This is a genomic window from Rhizomicrobium sp., from assembly GCA_037200045.1.
In the GTDB taxonomy this organism is placed as follows: Bacteria; Pseudomonadota; Alphaproteobacteria; order Micropepsales; family Micropepsaceae; genus Rhizomicrobium.
This window is the reverse complement of the sequence record JBBCHM010000001.1, coordinates 1,241,969-1,258,035: the sequence shown is the minus strand read 5'-3', so window position 1 is coordinate 1,258,035 and position 16,067 is coordinate 1,241,969. Positions and strand designations below refer to the sequence as shown.

Here is a 16,067-nt window from a genome sequence, read left to right as displayed (position 1 = left end):
CGGATTCTTGCTGCCTGCGTCAGACATCGATGACCTCACCGGACTTCTTGGCGAAACGCACCATCCGTCCGTCGTTCAAGGCTTTCCAGCCGATCCGCGTCGCGCCGCCGTCCTTCGGATCGACATGCGACAGGTTCGAGATATGCACCGGCGATTCCTTCGACACGATGCCGCCCTGCTCGCGCTGGGTCTGCTTGGTGTGGCGCTTGACCATGTTCACGCCGGAGACCAATGCACGGTTCTCCTCGCCGAACACCTTGAGCACTTCGCCCTTCTTGCCCTTGTCGCGGCCCGCCGTCACGACGACGCGGTCGCCCTTCTTGATTTTCGCAGCCATCACAGCACCTCCGGCGCGAGCGAAATGATCTTCATCTGGCCCTTGGAGCGCAGCTCTCGCGTCACCGGCCCGAAAATACGCGTGCCGATCGGCTCGCCCTGGGCGTTGATCAGCACCGCGGCGTTGCCGTCGAAGCGGATCAGCGAGCCGTCGGGACGGCGCACGCCATGAGCGGTGCGCACGACGACGGCCTTCAAGACCTCGCCCTTCTTCACGCGCCCGCGCGGGATCGCTTCCTTGACCGACACGACGATGATGTCGCCGACCTCGGCATAGCGGCGGTGCGAGCCGCCGAGCACCTTGATGCACATGACACGGCGCGCGCCGGAATTGTCGGCGACGTCGAGTTCGGTGGACATCTGAATCATTGTGAAAAACTCCGGTCCTGGGCGCTTACTTGGCCACGCGCTCGAACGCTTCCCAGGTCTTCAGCTTGGAAAGCGGCCGGCACTCGCGGATGCGCACGATGTCGCCCAACTTGTATTCGCCCGTCTCGTCATGGGCGTGGTATTTCTTCGACCGACGAACGGTCTTCTTCATCACGGGATGGGTGAAGCGGCGTTCCACCTTCACCACCACCGTCTTCTTGTTCTTGTCGCTGACCACGACACCCTGCAGCACGCGCTTTGGCATAACCCTTAGTCCTCTATTCCCGTCAGCCGGCCTTGCGGCGCTGCTCCGTCAAAACCGTTTCGATGCGCGCGATGGTCCGGCGGACCACCCGGGCGCGATGCGTCTTCTCGAGCTGGCCGTTGGCGCGCTGGAAGCGGAGGTTGAAAGCCTCCTTCTTCAGCTTCACCAGCTCGGTGCCGAGTTCGTCGGGCGTCTTGGCGCGGATGTCGTCGGCCTTCGACGAGGTCTTCGCCGTCAGCTTCTGGTTCTTCGCGGTCTTCTTCGCCTTGGCCATCTCAAGCACCCACGCGTGCGACGAATTTGGTCGCGATCGAAAGCTTGGCGGCGCCCAGGCGCATCGCCTCCTTCGCGGTCGCGTGATCGACCCCGTCGACCTCGAACAGGATGCGGCCGGGCTTGATCTTGGCGACCCAGAATTCCGGCGCGCCCTTGCCCGAGCCCATGCGGACTTCGGCCGGCTTCTTCGACACCGGCACATCCGGGAACACCCGGATCCACACGCGGCCGGCGCGCTTCATCTGGCGCGTGATGGCACGGCGGGCCGCCTCGATCTCGCGCGCGGTGATGCGCTCCGGCTCCAGCGCCTTCAATCCGAAGGCGCCGAAGTTGAGCGCGGTGCCCTTCTTCGCGGCGCCGTGGATGCGGCCCTTGAACTGCTTTCTGAACTTGGTGCGTTTCGGTTGAAGCATGGCGCTCTCTACTTAACTGGCTGCCGCGGGCGCCGGCTGGCGTTCGCGACGTTCGCCGCCGCCACGGCTCTGCTCGGCTTCGGCGGCGCGCTTGTCCTGGGCCATGGGGTCGTGTTCCATGATCTCGCCCTTGAAGATCCAGACCTTCACGCCGCAGGTGCCATAGGTCGTCTTGGCGGTCGCGACGCCGTAGTCGATGTCGGCGCGCAGCGTGTGCAAGGGAACGCGGCCCTCGTGATACCACTCGACACGCGCGATCTCGGCGCCGCCGAGGCGGCCGCCGCACTTGATGCGGATGCCGAGCGCGCCCAGGCGCTGGGCCGACTGCACGGCGCGCTTCATCACGCGGCGGAAGGCGACGCGGCGCTCGAGCTGCTGGGCGATGTTCTCGGCCACCAGCTTGGCGTCGATCTCGGGCTTCCTGATCTCGACGATGTTGAGGTGCACTTCGTCCGTGGTGAACTTCTGGACGTCGGCCTTCAGCTTCTCGATGTCGGCGCCCTTCTTGCCGATGACCACGCCCGGACGCGCCGAGTGGATGGTGATGCGGCACTTCTTGTGCGGACGCTCGATGACGATCTTCGACACGCCGGCGGCCTTGAGCTTCTCGCTCAGGTACTCGCGGATCTTGATGTCTTCCTGCAGCAGCCGGCCGAAATCCTTCTTGCCCGCGTACCAGCGCGAGTCCCAGGTCCGGTTGATGCCCAGGCGAAGCCCGATCGGATTAACTTTCTGACCCATTAGGCGGTCTCCTCAGCCGCGGCCTTGGCCACGGGCTTCTTGGCGGCGGGCTTCTTCTTGCCCTTGCCCTTCGCTGTCTTGTCTTCGGCTTCTTCGCGCTTCTCCTGGACCACGATGGTGATCTGGGAGAACGGCTTCTGGATTCCCGCGCCGCGGCCGCGCGCGCGGGCCATGAAGCGCTTCATCACGAGGTTCTTGCCGACGGATGCCTCCGAGACGAAGAGATCGTCGACATCGAGATCGTGATTGTTCTCCGCGTTGGCGATCGCCGACTGCAGGACCTTCTTGACCACCTTGGCGACGCGCTTGGGCGAGAAGGTGAGCGTGTTCAGCGCGCTCTCGACCTTCTGGCCGCGGATCGTCTGCGCCACGAGGTTCAGCTTGCGCGGGCTGGTGCGGATCATCAGGCCCACCGCCTTGGCGTGGGTATCCGGCAGAACGCGCGCGCGGGATTGCTTGCCCATTAGCCCCTCTTCGCTTTCTTGTCGCCGCCGCCGGAATGGCCGGAGAAGGTGCGGGTCGGCGAGAACTCGCCGAGCTTGTGGCCGACCATGTCTTCCGTCACCAGCACCGGGATGTGCTTCTTGCCGTTGTAGACGCCGAAGGTCACGCCGACGAATTGCGGCAGGATCGTCGAGCGGCGCGACCAGGTCTTGATCACGTCCTTGCGGCCGGAATTGCGCGCGGTCTCCGCCTTCTTCAGCAGATAGCCGTCGACGAACGGGCCTTTCCAAACAGATCTCGTCATTGCCTAGCCCTGTGCCTTGCCTTTGCGCGTACGCACGATGAATTTCGTGGTGCGCTTGTTCGTGCGGGTCTTGTTGCCCTTGGTGCCCTTGCCCCAGGGGGTGACCGGATGACGGCCGCCCTTGGTGCGGCCTTCGCCGCCGCCATGGGGATGGTCGATCGGGTTCATCGCGGTGCCGCGCACCGACGGGCGCTTGCCCTTCCAGACGTTGCGGCCGGCCTTGCCGATCACTTCGTTCATGTGGTCTGGGTTCGACACCGCGCCCACCGTCGCCATGCAGGTCAGCGCGACCTTGCGCACTTCGCCCGAGTTCAGGCGCATCAGCGCGTAGCCGGCGTCGCGGCCGAGATACTGCGCATAGGTGCCGGCGGAGCGGGCGATCTGGCCGCCCTTGCCCGGCTTCATCTCGATATTGTGCACGATGGTGCCGACCGGCATGGCCGAGAGCGGCATCGCATTGCCCGGCTTCACGTCGACCTTCTCACCCGAGACGACGCTGTCGCCGACGGCGAGGCGCTGCGGCGCCAGGATGTAGGCCAGTTCGCCGTCCTTGTACTTGATGAGGGCGATGAAGGAGGTGCGGTTGGGATCGTATTCCAGGCGCTCGACCGTCGCGGGCGCGTTGAACTTGCGGCGCTTGAAATCGACGATGCGATAGCGCTGCTTGTGGCCGCCGCCCTGCCAGCGCACGACGACGCGGCCGGTGTTGTTGCGCCCGCCATGGGAATGCTTGCCCTCGGTCAGCGCCTTCACCGGTCCGCCCTTGTGCAGGCCGGAGCGGTCGATCAGCACCAATTGGCGCTGGCCGGGCGTCGTGGGCTTGTATTGTTTCAGCGCCATCTCAGAGTCCCGTCGTGATGTCGATCTGGTGGCCCGGCTCGAGGGTCACGATCGCTTTCTTGAAATCGCTGCGCTTGTACGGCTTGCCGCGGGCGAGCTTCTTCTTGCCCTTGACCGTGACCGTGTTCACCGCCTTGACCTTGACCTTGAACAGCTCGGCGACCGCGGCGGCGATCTTCGGCTTGGTGGCGTTCAACGGCACGCGGAACACGACCTGGTTGGTCTCGGTCAGCTTGGTCGCCTTTTCGGTGATCACCGGCGAGAGGATGACGTCGTGGTGATAGGTCATGCGAGCCTCTCCTCGATCGCGGTCAAGGCGGCCTTGGTCAGGACCAGCTTGTCGTTGCGGACGATGTCGTAGACGTTGAGGCCGGCGGCCGGCAGCAGCGCGACATGGCTGAGATTGCGCGCCGACAGTTCAAAATTCTTGTCGAACGTGCCATCGATGATCAGCATCTTCGTGAGGCCGAGGCCGGCGAACTGCTTGGCCAGCGCGCCGGTCTTGACCGCGGCGGACTTGGCCTCGTCGAGCACGACGATCGAGCCGGACTTCGCCTTGGCCGACAGCGCGTGGCGCAGGCCGAGCGCGCGGACCTTCTTGGGCAGGTCGAATTCGTGGCTGTGGCTGACCGGACCCATCGCCTTGGCGCCGCCGACGAACAGCGGAGCCGAACGGGCGCCGTGACGGGCGGTGCCGCCGCCCTTCTGCTTGCCGAAGCGGTGCTTGGTTCGGTTGATCTCGGCGCGGGTCAGCGTCTTGTGCTGGCCGGAGCGGCGCTTGGCGAGCTGCCAGACGACGACGCGCTGGATCAGATCGGCGCGCGGCTCAAGCCCGAAAATGGCGTCGTTGAGCTCGACGTCGTCGCCGCCCGAGGTGTTGTCGAGTTTGAGGACCTTGGTCTTCATCTTAGCCCCCAACCTTTGCTTCGGGCGCCTTCGCCGCAACGGCGCGCTTGGCGACCGAAGCCGGCATCGGCACGTCCTTGTGCGGACGCTTGACCGCGTCGCGCACCATGACCCAGCCGCCCTTGTGGCCCGGCACCGCGCCGCGAACCATGATCAGGCCGCGCTCGACATCGACTTTCGCGATTTCGAGGTTCTGCGTCGTGACGTTGTCCACGCCGTAATGGCCGTGCATCTTCTTGTTCTTGAAGGTCTTGCCCGGGTCCTGGCGGCCGCCCGTGCCGCCCAGCGAGCGGTGCGAGATCGACACGCCGTGCGACGCTTCGAGGCCGCGGAAATTCCACCGCTTCATCGCGCCGGTGAAGCCGCGGCCGATGGTAACGCCGGTGACGTCGACTTTCTGGCCGGGCACGAAGTGGTCCGCCTTCAAAGTGTCACCGACCTCCAGCATATTGCCGGCGTCGACGCGGAATTCCGCAAGCTTGCGCTTGGGCTCCACTTCGGCCTTCGCGAAGTTGCCGCGATCGGCCTTGGTCAGGTTCTTCGCCTTGGCGAAGCCGGAACCGAGCTGCACCGCGGTGTAGCCGTCCTTGTCTTCCGTACGCGTGGAGACGACCTGACAGCCGTCCAGCTTGAGGACGGTGACGGGCACGTGCCGTCCATCGTCCAGAAACAGACGGGTCATGCCGACCTTCTGCGTGATGACGCCTGTGCGCATCGCGCTCACTCCTTAAAGCTTGATCTCGACGTCGACGCCGGCCGCGAGGTCGAGCTTCATCAAAGCGTCGACGGTCTGCGGCGTGGGGTCGATGATGTCGAGGAGACGCTTGTGGGTCCGGATTTCGAACTGCTCGCGGCTCTTTTTGTCGATGTGCGGGGACCGGTTCACGGTGAAGCGCTCGATGCCGGTGGGCAGCGGTATGGGACCGCGAACCTGGGCGCCGGTGCGCTTGGCCGTGTTGACGATTTCCCGCGTCGAATTGTCGAGGATGCGGTGATCGAAGGCCTTCAGCCTGATGCGGATGTTCTGATTTTGCATGTCTTTTAGACCTTCGATCCGTATTCCGCTTACTTGATGATCTTGGCGACGACGCCCGAGCCGACGGTGCGGCCGCCCTCGCGGATGGCGAAGCGCAGCTTCTCTTCCATCGCGATCGGAACGATCAGCTCGACCTCGATCGACACGTTGTCTCCCGGCATCACCATCTCGGTGCCTTCCGGAAGCTTCACGATGCCGGTCACGTCCGTCGTGCGGAAATAGAACTGCGGACGATAGTTCGCGAAGAACGGCGTGTGACGGCCGCCCTCGTCCTTCGTCAGCACGTAGATCTCCGCCGTGAAATTCGTGTGCGGCGTCACCGAGCCCGGCTTGGCCAGAACCTGGCCGCGCTCCACGCCCTCGCGCTCGACGCCGCGCAGCAGCGCGCCGATGTTGTCGCCCGCCTGGCCCTGATCCAGCAGCTTCCTGAACATCTCGACGCCCGTGACCGTGGTCGAGGACGTGGGACGGATGCCGATGATCTCCACCGTCTCGCCGACCTTCACGATGCCGCGCTCGACTCTTCCCGTGACCACAGTTCCCCGGCCCGAGATCGAGAACACGTCCTCGATCGGCATCAGGAAGGGCTGGTCGATCGGACGCTCCGGCTGGGGGATGTAGCGATCCACTTCCGCCATCAGCTTCAGGATCGCGTCGTGGCCCATCTCCTTGTTCTTGTCTTCCAGCGCCATCAGGGCACTGCCGCGGATGATCGGGATGTCGTCGCCCGGGAACTGATACGACGAAAGCAGCTCGCGCACTTCCATCTCCACCAGCTCCAACAGCTCCGGATCGTCGACCATGTCGCACTTGTTCAGGAACACCACCAGCGCCGGCACGCCGACCTGGCGGGCCAGAAGGATGTGCTCGCGGGTCTGCGGCATCGGGCCGTCGGCCGCCGACACCACCAGGATGCCGCCGTCCATCTGGGCGGCGCCGGTGATCATGTTCTTCACGTAATCGGCGTGGCCGGGGCAGTCGACATGGGCGTAGTGGCGGTTCGCGGTCTCGTATTCCACATGCGCCGTGGAGATCGTGATGCCGCGCGCCTTCTCTTCCGGCGCCTTGTCGATCTGGTCATAGGCGGTGAACGTCGCCCCGCCCGTCTCGGCCAGGACCTTGGTGATGGCGGCCGTCAAGGACGTCTTGCCATGGTCGACATGGCCGATCGTCCCGATGTTGCAGTGCGGCTTGTTACGCTCGAATTTAGCTTTCGCCATTTTATTCTCCGGTCGATGTGGCGCGTGATTAGGCGTACTTGGCTTTGATCTCGTCCGCGATGGTCTGCGGCACCTGGCTGTAATGATCGAATTCCATCGAATACTGCGCGCGACCCTGGGTCTGCGAGCGCAGCTGGTTGATGTATCCGAACATGTTGGCGAGCGGCACCATGGCGGAGATCACCGCCGCGTTGCCGCGGGTGTCCTGGCCCTGCACCTGGCCGCGGCGGCCGAGCAGATCGCCGATCACGCCGCCGGTGAACTCGTCCGGCGTCACGACCTCGACCTTCATGATCGGCTCGAGCAGCTTGACGACGCCCTTGCTGGCGAGCTCGCGGAACGCCGCGCGCGCCGCGATGTCGAAGGTGAGCGCGTTGGAATCCACCTCGTGGTACTTGCCGTCGGTCAGCGTCGCCTTGAAGTCGATCACCGGGAAGCCGGCGAGCAGGCCGGATTCCTTCTGCGCCTTCAGGCCCTTTTCGACCGAGGGGATGAACTCCTTCGGGATCGAGCCGCCGACGATGTCGTTCTCGAACACGAAGCCGGCACCCGGCTCCAGCGGCGCGAAATCGATCGACACTTCGGCGAACTGGCCCGAACCGCCGGTCTGCTTCTTGTGGGTGTACTTGATCGAAACCGGACGACTGAGGGTCTCGCGATAAGCCACCTGCGGCGCGCCGACATTGGCCTCGACCTTGTAGGTGCGGCGCAGGATGTCGACCTTGATCTCCAGGTGCAGCTCGCCCATGCCCTTGAGGATGGTCTGGCCGGATTCCTGGTCGGTCGAGACGCGGAAGGACGGATCCTCCTGCGCCAGGCGCACCAGCGCCATGCCCATCTTCTCCTGGTCGGCCTTGGTCTTCGGCTCGATCGCGACCTCGATGACCGGATCGGGGAATTCCATGCGCTCCAGGATCACCGGATTGTTGGGATCGCACAGCGTCTCGCCCGTGGTCGTCAGCTTGAGGCCCGCGAAGGCGACGATGTCGCCGGCATTGGCCTCTTTCACGTCCTCGCGGGAATTCGCGTGCATCAGCAGCATGCGGCCGACGCGCTCGGTCTTGTCCTTGACCGAGTTGAGCGCGCCGGTGCCCGAGGTGATCGAGCCCGAATAGACGCGCACGAAGGTGATCGAGCCGACGAAGGGATCGTCCATGATCTTGAAGGCGAGGCCGGCGAACGGCGCCTTGTCGTCGGCGGGGCGCTCGACTTCGTTGCCCTTGAGGTCGACGCCCTTGACCGGCGGGATGTCGAGCGGCGACGGCAGGTAGTCGACGACGGCGTCGAGCAGGGGCTGCACGCCCTTGTTCTTGAACGCCGAGCCGCACATCACCGGCACGAAGGCGAACGACATCGCGCCCTTGCGGATGCAGCGCTTCAGATCGGCTTCCGACGGCTCGGTGCCGTCGAGATAAGCCGTCATCACGTCGTCGTCCTGCTCGACCGCCATGTCGACCAGAGCGGCGCGCAGTTCCTTCGCCTTGTCGGCGTATTCGTCCGGGATCTCGACCTCGTCGTATTTCGCGCCGAGCTGCTCTTCCTTCCAGATCAGCGCCTTCATCTTGACGATGTCGATGATGCCCTTGAATTCGGATTCCGAGCCGACCGGCCAGGTGATGATCATCGGGCGGGTGCCGAGGCGGTCGATCATCATGTCGACGCAGCGCTGGAAGTTCGCGCCGGTGCGATCCATCTTGTTGACGAAGCAGATGCGCGGCACGTGATATTTGTCGGCCTGGCGCCACACGGTCTCGGACTGCGGCTCGACGCCGGCGACGGCGTCGAACACGGCGACCGCGCCGTCGAGCACGCGCATCGAACGCTCGACCTCGATGGTGAAATCGACATGGCCGGGCGTGTCGATGATGTTGATCCGGTGGTCCTTCCAGAAGCACGTCGTGGCGGCGGAGGTGATCGTGATGCCGCGCTCCTGCTCCTGCTCCATGAAGTCCATGGTGGCGGCGCCGTCGTGCACTTCGCCGATCTTATGGCTCTTGCCGGTGTAATAGAGGATGCGCTCGGTCGTGGTCGTCTTGCCGGCGTCGATATGCGCGGCGATGCCGATATTGCGGTAGTTTTCGAGCGGGGTGACGCGGGCCATGGGAGACTCTTTGCTTCTTTACCAGCGGTAGTGGGAGAACGCGCGATTGGCGTCCGCCATCTTGTGGGTGTCTTCGCGCTTCTTGACGGCGGTGCCGCGGTTGTTGGCGGCGTCCATCAGCTCGCCCGAGAGCCGGCCGGTCATGGTCGGCTCGTTGCGGCCGCGCGCGGCGGTGATCAGCCAGCGGATCGCGAGCGCCCGGGCGCGGTCGGTGCGAACCTCGACCGGCACCTGATAGGTGGCGCCGCCGACGCGGCGGGACTTCACCTCGATCGCCGGGGCGACGTTGCGCAGCGCCTCGTGGAAGACCTGGATCGGATCGGTCTTGGTCTTCTGCTGGATGGTATCGAAGGCGCCATAGATGATGCCTTCGGCGGCGGACTTCTTGCCGTCATACATCAGGCTGTTCATGAACTTGGCGAGGACGAGGTCGCCGAACTTGGCGTCCGGGGTGATCTCGCGTTTGTCGGCGCGGCGGCGGCGTGACATCTATCGGTGCTCCTTACTTGGGACGCTTGGCGCCATACAGGGACCGGCGCTGCTTGCGGTCCTTGACGCCCTGCGTGTCGAGCACGCCGCGGATGATGTGGTAGCGAACGCCGGGAAGGTCCTTCACGCGGCCGCCGCGGATCAGCACGACCGAGTGCTCCTGCAGATTGTGGCCTTCGCCGGGGATGTAAGAGAGGGCTTCATAGCCGTTGGTCAGGCGAACCTTCGCCACCTTGCGCAGCGCCGAGTTCGGCTTCTTGGGCGTCACGGTATAGACGCGGGTGCAGACCGCGCGCTTCTGCGGGCACTCCTGGAGCGCCGGCACCTTGTTGCGCCTGGGCTTCTCGCCGCGGGGCTTGCGGATCAACTGATTGATCGTCGGCATGCTTCTTCCCAACTTGGGCGGTTTTCGCCGCCCGGCTTCGATGAGCCCTGGCGACCATCGCCAAAGCCGAAACAAATATCCGGTGCCGGCCTGAAGGCCCGCCCCGGTTGAGCGCGGAGGACTGAGGGGTTTGCCCTGAGTCGCGCGTTTAACGCTCTAAACTGGCTTTCCGACAGCGTTTTGGGCGATTTGGGCCCAACGACCTGTCCCTGAAAGGTCGCGCCTTATATTCGGGGGGCATGGGGGCGTCAAGCACGGAAAGACAGGAAATTTCGCGGCGGGCGGCCACGACCCTGACGGAGGGAGACAGGTTGAGGTATGGCAGCCGGTGAGCTACAATGTAGCTCACCGGAGATATCGCCATGACTGCAAACGCCGTAGTTCGCGCCCGAATTGATGCACGCGTGAAGAAAGAAGCGACCGCTATTCTCGAGACGATCGGATTAACCGTGTCGGATGCCGTTCGGCTGATGCTGATGCGCACGGTGGCCGAAAAGGCCCTGCCCTTCGATCCGCTCATTCCGAACGCGGAAACCATCGAGGCCATGAAAGCGGCGCGTGCCGGAGATGTAAAGGTGGTCGGCGATATCGATGGTTTGATGGCCGACCTGAATGCGGACGATTGACCGCACGACAAGGTTCAGACGGGACTATAAGCGCGAAGCCAAGGGTCTGCACCGGGCAACACTCGAACGCGACCTGCGGGCGGTCATCACATTCCTCGTGACGGATCAACCGCTTCCGGAAAAATACCGCGATCATCCGCTGACTGGCGAATGGAAGGATTTTCGCGACTGTCACATCCGACCCGATCTCGTCCTGATATATCAAAAGCTCGGGGCGGATGTGTTGCGTCTCGTGCGGCTCGGTTCACACAGCGAACTCGATCTCTAAGACGACGCCGGCACTTCCTGCACCCGCCATCGCCATCAGGACCAGGATAGACGCGGCGAAGACGCGAAAGCGCGAGATCACGCGGTTGGTCGTGTTCGGGATCAGCGAATGCGCCACGCGCAATCCGACATGGCCCCAGGCCAGATCCTCGCGCGGCACATCGGTGGGCCGGCCAGCACGATGTAGAAACCAGCGCATAAAATGCCGTCGGCTGTTCCATCAGGCGGTGCTGGTTGTCTGCAACTAATTCGCATTGACAGGCCGGCGACGGACTGTATGTTCCCCCATAAGTTGCGAACGATTATCAGTTTCAGAACCCGAGGGGAATCAATGCTATCCGCCAAATCGAGCGACCGGCTCGTACGCACCGCCATCGGCCTCACCGGGGCCGGCATCTCGTCCATCACCGCCGCGCATGGACAGCAGGTCGCGCTGAACGAAACCGCCAACGCCACGGTCGAAACCGTCGTCGTGACCGCGCAGCGCACGAACGTCGATCTATTGCCGGAAAAGATCCTCGACACGCCGCAGTCCATAAATGTGATCCCGGCGGAAGTGATCAAGCAGCAGGGCGTCAATAATCTTGCCGACGCGCTGAAGAACGTGCCGGGCATCACGCTGAACGCGGGCGAAGGCGGCACGCATGGCGATCTCATCAACCTGCGCGGCTTCTCCGCCGGCGACGACTATTTCATGGACGGGCTGCGCGACACCGGCCTCTACGACCGCGACACCTTCGATTACCAGAACATCGAGGTCTACAAGGGACCGGCCTCGACGCTGTTCGGCCGCGGCTCGACCGGCGGCGTGATCAACCAGGTGCTGAAGACGCCGGAGCTTTATCCGATCGACGATTTCGCGGTGACCGGCGGCACCAACGCGGAAATCCGCGGCACGGCCGACGTGAACTATGTGCTGGGCGACGACGCGGCCATCCGCGTCAACCTGATGGGCCAGCGCAACAACCAGGACGGAAGGCCGTTCTCGCGCAACCAGCGCTTCGGCGTCGCGCCGGCGATCGCCTTCGGCATCGGCACCGACACGACCTTCACGCTGAAATACCTGCACCAGCAGGAAGACAACATCCCCGATTACGGCATCCCGTTCCTGTTCGACAAGCCGGCGCCCGTGCCGCGCGATACGTTCTATGGCCTGGCGGACGACGACCGCTTCAAGACCGAGGTCGACGTCGTGACCGGCCGCTTCGAGCATAAATTCGACGACACCTGGTCGATGAGCGACACGATCCGCTACGGGCATTACTGGTTCGATTCGCGCCAGACCGCATCGATCTACGGCACGGCGAACTGCTTCGCGTCGGCGGCGACGCAGGGCTATTTCGCCGGCGCGCCGCTCTGCGCCGGCGTCGCCAAGCCGACGCCGGTGTCGTGGACGCCGGGCTCGTACAATCCCTATTATCCCGTCGTCGGCACGCCGGTGAGCGCGATCTATGTGCTGCGCGACCGGCCGAGCTCGAAAGGCACCATCGCCACCGCGATGAACGATCTGGGCTTCACGGCGCGCTTCTCCACCGGCGCGCTCGATCACGTGCTGACCTTCGGCACGGAATACGACAACGAAAGCGCCGACCTGACGCGGTTCGTCAACCAGGACGTCTCGATCCTGCCGCAGCCGATCCTCGCGCCCAATCCGCTCGAGGCGTTCCCCGGCACGCAGACCACGATCAACCAGCAGCCCGTCACCAAGACGAACACCACCGGCCTCTATGTCACCGACACGGTCAGCCTGGATTCGCAATGGTTCCTGACCGGCTCGATCCGCTATGACGATTTCCGCGTGCGCTTCGACCAGGCCGTCGGAAGGACGCCCTCGCATTTCAGCCACACCGACGACATCTGGAGCCCGCGCGCGGCCCTCGTCTACAAGCCGACCGACAAGACCAGCGTCTATTTCTCCTACGGCACCTCGTTCAACCCGTCGGCGGAAAGCCTGTCGCTGTCAGCCAGCAACCAGTCGCTGCCGCCCGAGAAGGACCGCACCTTCGAGCTCGGCGCCAAGGCGCAGGTGCTGGACGACATGCTGTCGGTCACGGCGGCCATCTTCAACACGGAGATGACCAATGCCCGCATCTCCGACCCCACCAACCCGACGCTGCAGACCCTGGCCGGCACGGAGCGCGTGAACGGCTTCGAGTTCGGCGCGCAGGGCCGCCTCACCGCGAACTGGGAAGTCATCCTGGGCTACACCTATCTCGATCCGACGGCGGTCGGACTGGCGGGCGTGGGCGTGCACGGCCCGATCCCGAACACGGCGCACAACCAGGCCAATCTGTGGACGACCTACGATTTCGACAGCGGCCTGAAGATCGGCACCGGCCTCAACTACACCGGCATGCGCCGCGCCGGCACGGACAACATGACCGTGCCCGGCCTGATCGTCACCGCCACCGCGCCGGGCTATGTCACCTGGGATGCGATGATCGGCTACCGGCTCAACGACACGTTCGGTCTGCAGCTCAACGCCTACAACCTGACCGACGAGTTCTATTACGCGACGTCTTACTTCACGCGTCCGGGCGAGAACCATGTCGTGCCCGGTCCCGGGCGGACGGTCCTCCTGACCGCGACGGCGTCGCTCTAAGGACCGCGATGCTGCTGCATGTTCCCAAGGTGCTGACGGCGGACGAGCTGGACGCGGTCCAGGCGCGGCTGGCGTCGGCACAATGGGGCGACGGCAAGGTGACCGCCGGGCACCAATCGGTGCGCGTGAAGGAGAATTTGCAGCTCGCCGAGACCGGCGCGGACGCGCGTGCCTTGGGGGCGCTCGTCCTGAAGGCGCTGGAGCGCAGCCCGCTTTTCATGTCGGCCGCCCTGCCCGCCCTGGTCTATCCGCCGCTGTTCAACAAATACGAGGCGGGGATGAATTTCGGCGCCCATGTCGACAACGCGATCCGGCTGGTGCCGGGCACGCAGCGCCGGCTGCGCACCGACGTGTCGGGGACGCTGTTCCTGAGCGAGCCGGACGACTATGACGGCGGCGAGCTGATCGTGCAGGACACCTATGGCACGCACAGCGCCAAGCTGCCGGCGGGCGACCTCATCCTCTATCCCGCGACCAGCCTGCACCGCGTGGCGCCGGTGACGCGCGGCGCGCGCGTCGCCTCGTTCTTCTGGGTGCAGAGCATGGTGAAGGACGACGCCGAGCGGCAGATGCTGTTCGAACTCGACCGCGCCATCATCGAGACGGGCGCGCCCGACAGCGCGCCGGTGCTGCGGCTGACCGCGCTCTATCACAATCTGGTGCGCAAATGGGGCGAGCCGGCATGAACGCGCCGACCTCCGCCGATGCCTGGCGCGTCGCGGCGCTCACGATGATGCCGCCGGCGGAATTGCGGGCGCTGCTCGCGGGCGGCGACGCGGCGGCGTGGGTCGCGGCGGCGGCCGCGTGCGGCATCGCTGCGGCGCAGGTGCGTCTGGGGCGGATGCTGCTGGAGGGCCAGGGCACGGCCAAGGACGAGCGGGCGGCGTTCGCCTGCTTCCTCAGCGCCGCCAAGGCGGGCGACAGCGATGCCGCGAACATGCTGGGGCGCGCTTACGAGAACGGCTGGGGCACGGCGCGCGATTTCACGCGTGCGGCGCGGCACTACGCGGTGGCGGCCGAGGCGGGGCTGGCCTGGGCGCAATACAATCTGGGGCATCTGCTGCTGGACGGGAACGGCGTGGCGCGCGACCGCGCGGCGGCGTTCCGCTGGTACTTCGCGGCGGCGGCGCAGGGCCATGAGCGGGCGATGAACCTCGTCGCGCGCTGTCACGAGGAAGGCTGGGGCTGCCCGCGCGACCCGGCGGCGGCGCGGGTGTGGTATCGCCGGTCGGCCGAGGCGGGCTATTTCCGCGGCGCCTACAATTACGCGACGATCCTCTGCGCCGAAGGCTGCGTCACCGGCGCGCTGCGCTGGTTCAAGGAGGCGCTCGACACCGCGCCCGAGCCGACGCGGAGCAACATCGCGGCGGCGCTGCGCAAGCATCGCGACGCGCGGGTGCGGGCGTTGGTGGTGGGATAGGTTTTCCAACATCCCCGGTGTCATGGCCCGCGAATGCGGGCCACCCAGGTGATCCCGGCGTCGATCACGAGTTCTCGCGACAGCTGCCCTTAAGCGAGTCGCAGAGTGCAGAAGTCAACTGGGTGGCCCGCATTCGCGGGCCATGACAACTGTATTATGTGTTGCGTTATATGCTCGCGAACAGGTCGCGCGGCCGTCCCACGATCACGCTTTCGAAATCGAGCAGCGCGCGCTTCAGCGCAAGCCCGCCGCCGAAGCCGACCAGCGCGCCATCGGCGCCGATGACGCGGTGGCAGGGAACGATCAGCGGGATCGGATTGGCGTTGCAGGCAAGGCCCACGGCGCGCGCGGCGTTCGGATCGCCGAACTGCCTGGCGATGGCGCCGTAGGAGACGGTCTCGCCGAACGGAATTCGCGACATCGCGGCCCAGACGGCGCGTTCGAAATCGCCGCCCTCTTCCGCGTGGATGTCGAGATCGAAGCCGCGGCGCGTGCCGGCGCAATATTCCTCGACCTGGGCGCGGATTGGCGCGAGGGCGGCGGCGTCTTCGATGCCGCGCGGGTTTGCCTTGTCGGCATGCAGCCAGAAGCGCACGACGCGGCCGCTTGCATCGATCGCGGCGGCGAAGCGCGCGAAACGCGTGTCGAAGGCGGCCCAGCGGTGTGCGTCGGTCATGGCGGGAGAGTGACTCCGCGCGCGGCGGAGTGCCACCCGGTTCTTGCGCTGTTTTCGGACGCCGTAATTTTCACGCGGAGACGCGGAGGCGCGGAGTTGAGCGAACCTCCGCGTTCTCCGCGGCTCCGCGTGAAACTTTGGCGCGCAGGCGCGCCGTCACTGCCTCTGCTGTCATGGTCCGCAAATGCGGGCCATTCAGGTGATCCAATGTTTGGATAGGCCATTGTGGGAGAGAGCCCTGAAAACGCGAGAGCGCGCCGATGTCAGCTGGGTGGCCCGCATTCGCGGGCCATGACACCCTTTTTGTTGAGACATGACGGAAAACAAAAAGGGCCGCTGTCGCCAGCGGCC

23 protein-coding genes and 1 pseudogene are annotated in these 16,067 nt (G+C 65.1%); 5 read left to right on the top strand and 19 right to left on the bottom strand.

From position 1 onward, the window contains the following. Positions 1-19 precede the first annotated feature (19 nt). The 17 genes and pseudogenes from rplX to rpsL all read right to left on the bottom strand — a co-directional run bounded on the left by rplX (position 20) and on the right by rpsL (position 10,125). Positions 20-337 carry a 50S ribosomal protein L24 gene (rplX, locus tag WDM86_05685; protein MEI9989510.1) on the bottom strand — a complete coding sequence of 106 codons (318 nt, stop codon included), beginning with the start codon at positions 335-337 and terminating at the stop codon, positions 20-22. Then, a complete protein-coding gene (gene rplN / locus WDM86_05680) occupies positions 337-705 on the bottom strand; it encodes a 50S ribosomal protein L14 (protein ID MEI9989509.1) in 369 nt (122 codons plus the stop codon). Before rplN ends, rplX begins: the two co-directional genes overlap by 1 nt. A gap of 25 nt (positions 706-730) precedes the next feature. Next, positions 731-970, bottom strand: coding sequence for a 30S ribosomal protein S17 (gene rpsQ / locus WDM86_05675; GenBank protein MEI9989508.1), 240 nt, complete (start codon positions 968-970; stop codon positions 731-733). Positions 971-992: 22 nt separating this feature from the next. Further along, on the bottom strand, positions 993-1,208 hold the full coding sequence (gene rpmC, locus WDM86_05670; GenBank protein MEI9989507.1) for a 50S ribosomal protein L29: 216 nt from the start codon (positions 1,206-1,208) through the stop codon (positions 993-995). Between the two features lie 37 nt (positions 1,209-1,245). After that, positions 1,246-1,659: a 50S ribosomal protein L16 gene (gene rplP, locus WDM86_05665; GenBank protein MEI9989506.1), complete on the bottom strand. Its 414-nt coding sequence runs from the start codon at positions 1,657-1,659 to the stop codon at positions 1,246-1,248. A 12-nt stretch (positions 1,660-1,671) separates the two neighbouring features. Continuing rightward, the gene (gene rpsC, locus WDM86_05660; GenBank protein MEI9989505.1) at positions 1,672-2,400 is read right to left on the bottom strand and encodes a 30S ribosomal protein S3; all 729 of its coding nucleotides are present in this window, start codon (positions 2,398-2,400) and stop codon (positions 1,672-1,674) included. A gap of 98 nt (positions 2,401-2,498) precedes the next feature. Beyond that, positions 2,499-2,804: pseudogene (rplV, locus tag WDM86_05655) on the bottom strand (50S ribosomal protein L22). Positions 2,805-2,863: 59 nt separating this feature from the next. After that, positions 2,864-3,148: a 30S ribosomal protein S19 gene (gene rpsS / locus WDM86_05650; GenBank protein MEI9989504.1), complete on the bottom strand. Its 285-nt coding sequence runs from the start codon at positions 3,146-3,148 to the stop codon at positions 2,864-2,866. Positions 3,149-3,151: 3 nt separating this feature from the next. Beyond that, positions 3,152-3,988 (bottom strand): 50S ribosomal protein L2, encoded by an 837-nt coding sequence (gene rplB / locus WDM86_05645; protein MEI9989503.1) that lies wholly within the window; start codon positions 3,986-3,988, stop codon positions 3,152-3,154. Between the two features lies 1 nt (position 3,989). Further along, positions 3,990-4,277 (bottom strand): 50S ribosomal protein L23, encoded by a 288-nt coding sequence (locus WDM86_05640; GenBank protein ID MEI9989502.1) that lies wholly within the window; start codon positions 4,275-4,277, stop codon positions 3,990-3,992. Next, positions 4,274-4,894 (bottom strand): 50S ribosomal protein L4, encoded by a 621-nt coding sequence (gene rplD / locus WDM86_05635; protein ID MEI9989501.1) that lies wholly within the window; start codon positions 4,892-4,894, stop codon positions 4,274-4,276. The genes WDM86_05640 and rplD overlap by 4 nt, the downstream gene beginning before the upstream one ends. A 1-nt stretch (position 4,895) precedes the next feature. Continuing rightward, the gene (gene rplC / locus WDM86_05630) at positions 4,896-5,609 is read right to left on the bottom strand and encodes a 50S ribosomal protein L3 (GenBank protein ID MEI9989500.1); all 714 of its coding nucleotides are present in this window, start codon (positions 5,607-5,609) and stop codon (positions 4,896-4,898) included. Between the two features lie 12 nt (positions 5,610-5,621). Next, positions 5,622-5,930 carry a 30S ribosomal protein S10 gene (gene rpsJ / locus WDM86_05625; GenBank protein ID MEI9989499.1) on the bottom strand — a complete coding sequence of 103 codons (309 nt, stop codon included), beginning with the start codon at positions 5,928-5,930 and terminating at the stop codon, positions 5,622-5,624. A 29-nt stretch (positions 5,931-5,959) separates the two neighbouring features. Next, positions 5,960-7,150 (bottom strand): elongation factor Tu, encoded by a 1,191-nt coding sequence (tuf, locus tag WDM86_05620; GenBank protein ID MEI9989498.1) that lies wholly within the window; start codon positions 7,148-7,150, stop codon positions 5,960-5,962. 28 nt (positions 7,151-7,178) lie between these two features. Beyond that, positions 7,179-9,251 carry an elongation factor G gene (gene fusA, locus WDM86_05615; GenBank protein MEI9989497.1) on the bottom strand — a complete coding sequence of 691 codons (2,073 nt, stop codon included), beginning with the start codon at positions 9,249-9,251 and terminating at the stop codon, positions 7,179-7,181. An 18-nt stretch (positions 9,252-9,269) separates the two neighbouring features. After that, complete coding sequence (rpsG, locus tag WDM86_05610; protein MEI9989496.1) at positions 9,270-9,740, bottom strand: 30S ribosomal protein S7; 471 nt, start codon at positions 9,738-9,740, stop codon at positions 9,270-9,272. Between the two features lie 13 nt (positions 9,741-9,753). Beyond that, on the bottom strand, positions 9,754-10,125 hold the full coding sequence (gene rpsL, locus WDM86_05605; GenBank protein MEI9989495.1) for a 30S ribosomal protein S12: 372 nt from the start codon (positions 10,123-10,125) through the stop codon (positions 9,754-9,756). 362 nt (positions 10,126-10,487) lie between these two features. Here rpsL and WDM86_05600 point away from each other — a divergent pair, with 362 nt between their 5' ends. Together WDM86_05600 and WDM86_05595 are read left to right on the top strand one after the other, a co-directional pair. Further along, positions 10,488-10,751: a type II toxin-antitoxin system RelB/DinJ family antitoxin gene (locus tag WDM86_05600; protein MEI9989494.1), complete on the top strand. Its 264-nt coding sequence runs from the start codon at positions 10,488-10,490 to the stop codon at positions 10,749-10,751. Then, positions 10,738-11,019, top strand: a complete 282-nt coding sequence (locus WDM86_05595) for a type II toxin-antitoxin system YafQ family toxin (GenBank protein ID MEI9989493.1) — start codon at positions 10,738-10,740, stop codon at positions 11,017-11,019. Before WDM86_05600 ends, WDM86_05595 begins: the two co-directional genes overlap by 14 nt. Here WDM86_05595 and WDM86_05590 read toward each other — a convergent pair. After that, complete coding sequence (locus tag WDM86_05590; GenBank protein MEI9989492.1) at positions 10,996-11,217, bottom strand: MAPEG family protein; 222 nt, start codon at positions 11,215-11,217, stop codon at positions 10,996-10,998. The two genes, WDM86_05595 and WDM86_05590, sit on opposite strands and share 24 nt — an antisense overlap. Positions 11,218-11,349: 132 nt before the next feature. On the opposite strand from WDM86_05590, the gene WDM86_05585 reads away from it, so the two are divergent. Genes WDM86_05585 through WDM86_05575 form a run of 3 tightly spaced genes read left to right on the top strand, consistent with a single transcriptional unit; the run spans position 11,350 to position 15,040 of the window. Next, positions 11,350-13,620: a TonB-dependent siderophore receptor gene (locus WDM86_05585; GenBank protein ID MEI9989491.1), complete on the top strand. Its 2,271-nt coding sequence runs from the start codon at positions 11,350-11,352 to the stop codon at positions 13,618-13,620. Positions 13,621-13,628: 8 nt separating this feature from the next. Next, positions 13,629-14,306, top strand: a complete 678-nt coding sequence (locus WDM86_05580) for a Fe2+-dependent dioxygenase (GenBank protein MEI9989490.1) — start codon at positions 13,629-13,631, stop codon at positions 14,304-14,306. Next, entirely contained in the window at positions 14,303-15,040 is a 738-nt protein-coding gene (locus tag WDM86_05575) for a tetratricopeptide repeat protein (protein MEI9989489.1), read from the top strand. The genes WDM86_05580 and WDM86_05575 overlap by 4 nt, the downstream gene beginning before the upstream one ends. Positions 15,041-15,206: 166 nt before the next feature. Here the strand turns inward: WDM86_05575 and WDM86_05570 are convergent, their stop codons facing one another. Next, entirely contained in the window at positions 15,207-15,716 is a 510-nt protein-coding gene (locus WDM86_05570) for a methylated-DNA--[protein]-cysteine S-methyltransferase (protein MEI9989488.1), read from the bottom strand. Positions 15,717-16,067: the final 351 nt, after the last annotated feature.

Bases quoted from the DNA above. Each gene is read 5' to 3' on its own strand.
- rplX (MEI9989510.1), bottom strand. From the start codon at position 337: ATGGCTGCGAAAATCAAGAAGGGCGACCGCGTCGTCGTGACGGCGGGC.
- fusA (MEI9989497.1), bottom strand. From the start codon at position 9,251: ATGGCCCGCGTCACCCCGCTCGAAAACTACCGCAATATCGGCATCGCC.
- rplB (MEI9989503.1), bottom strand. From the start codon at position 3,988: ATGGCGCTGAAACAATACAAGCCCACGACGCCCGGCCAGCGCCAATTG.
- WDM86_05640 (MEI9989502.1), bottom strand. From the start codon at position 4,277: ATGACCTATCACCACGACGTCATCCTCTCGCCGGTGATCACCGAAAAG.
- WDM86_05575 (MEI9989489.1), top strand. From the start codon at position 14,303: ATGAACGCGCCGACCTCCGCCGATGCCTGGCGCGTCGCGGCGCTCACG.
- rplC (MEI9989500.1), bottom strand. From the start codon at position 5,609: ATGCGCACAGGCGTCATCACGCAGAAGGTCGGCATGACCCGTCTGTTT.
- tuf (MEI9989498.1), bottom strand. From the start codon at position 7,150: ATGGCGAAAGCTAAATTCGAGCGTAACAAGCCGCACTGCAACATCGGG.
- WDM86_05585 (MEI9989491.1), top strand. From the start codon at position 11,350: ATGCTATCCGCCAAATCGAGCGACCGGCTCGTACGCACCGCCATCGGC.
- WDM86_05590 (MEI9989492.1), bottom strand. From the start codon at position 11,217: ATGCGCTGGTTTCTACATCGTGCTGGCCGGCCCACCGATGTGCCGCGC.
- rplD (MEI9989501.1), bottom strand. From the start codon at position 4,894: ATGAAGACCAAGGTCCTCAAACTCGACAACACCTCGGGCGGCGACGAC.
- rpsC (MEI9989505.1), bottom strand. From the start codon at position 2,400: ATGGGTCAGAAAGTTAATCCGATCGGGCTTCGCCTGGGCATCAACCGG.
- rplP (MEI9989506.1), bottom strand. From the start codon at position 1,659: ATGCTTCAACCGAAACGCACCAAGTTCAGAAAGCAGTTCAAGGGCCGC.
- WDM86_05595 (MEI9989493.1), top strand. From the start codon at position 10,738: ATGCGGACGATTGACCGCACGACAAGGTTCAGACGGGACTATAAGCGC.
- rpsQ (MEI9989508.1), bottom strand. From the start codon at position 970: ATGCCAAAGCGCGTGCTGCAGGGTGTCGTGGTCAGCGACAAGAACAAG.
- WDM86_05580 (MEI9989490.1), top strand. From the start codon at position 13,629: ATGCTGCTGCATGTTCCCAAGGTGCTGACGGCGGACGAGCTGGACGCG.
- rpsJ (MEI9989499.1), bottom strand. From the start codon at position 5,930: ATGCAAAATCAGAACATCCGCATCAGGCTGAAGGCCTTCGATCACCGC.
- rpsS (MEI9989504.1), bottom strand. From the start codon at position 3,148: ATGACGAGATCTGTTTGGAAAGGCCCGTTCGTCGACGGCTATCTGCTG.
- rpsL (MEI9989495.1), bottom strand. From the start codon at position 10,125: ATGCCGACGATCAATCAGTTGATCCGCAAGCCCCGCGGCGAGAAGCCC.
- rpsG (MEI9989496.1), bottom strand. From the start codon at position 9,740: ATGTCACGCCGCCGCCGCGCCGACAAACGCGAGATCACCCCGGACGCC.
- WDM86_05600 (MEI9989494.1), top strand. From the start codon at position 10,488: ATGACTGCAAACGCCGTAGTTCGCGCCCGAATTGATGCACGCGTGAAG.
- WDM86_05570 (MEI9989488.1), bottom strand. From the start codon at position 15,716: ATGACCGACGCACACCGCTGGGCCGCCTTCGACACGCGTTTCGCGCGC.
- rplN (MEI9989509.1), bottom strand. From the start codon at position 705: ATGATTCAGATGTCCACCGAACTCGACGTCGCCGACAATTCCGGCGCG.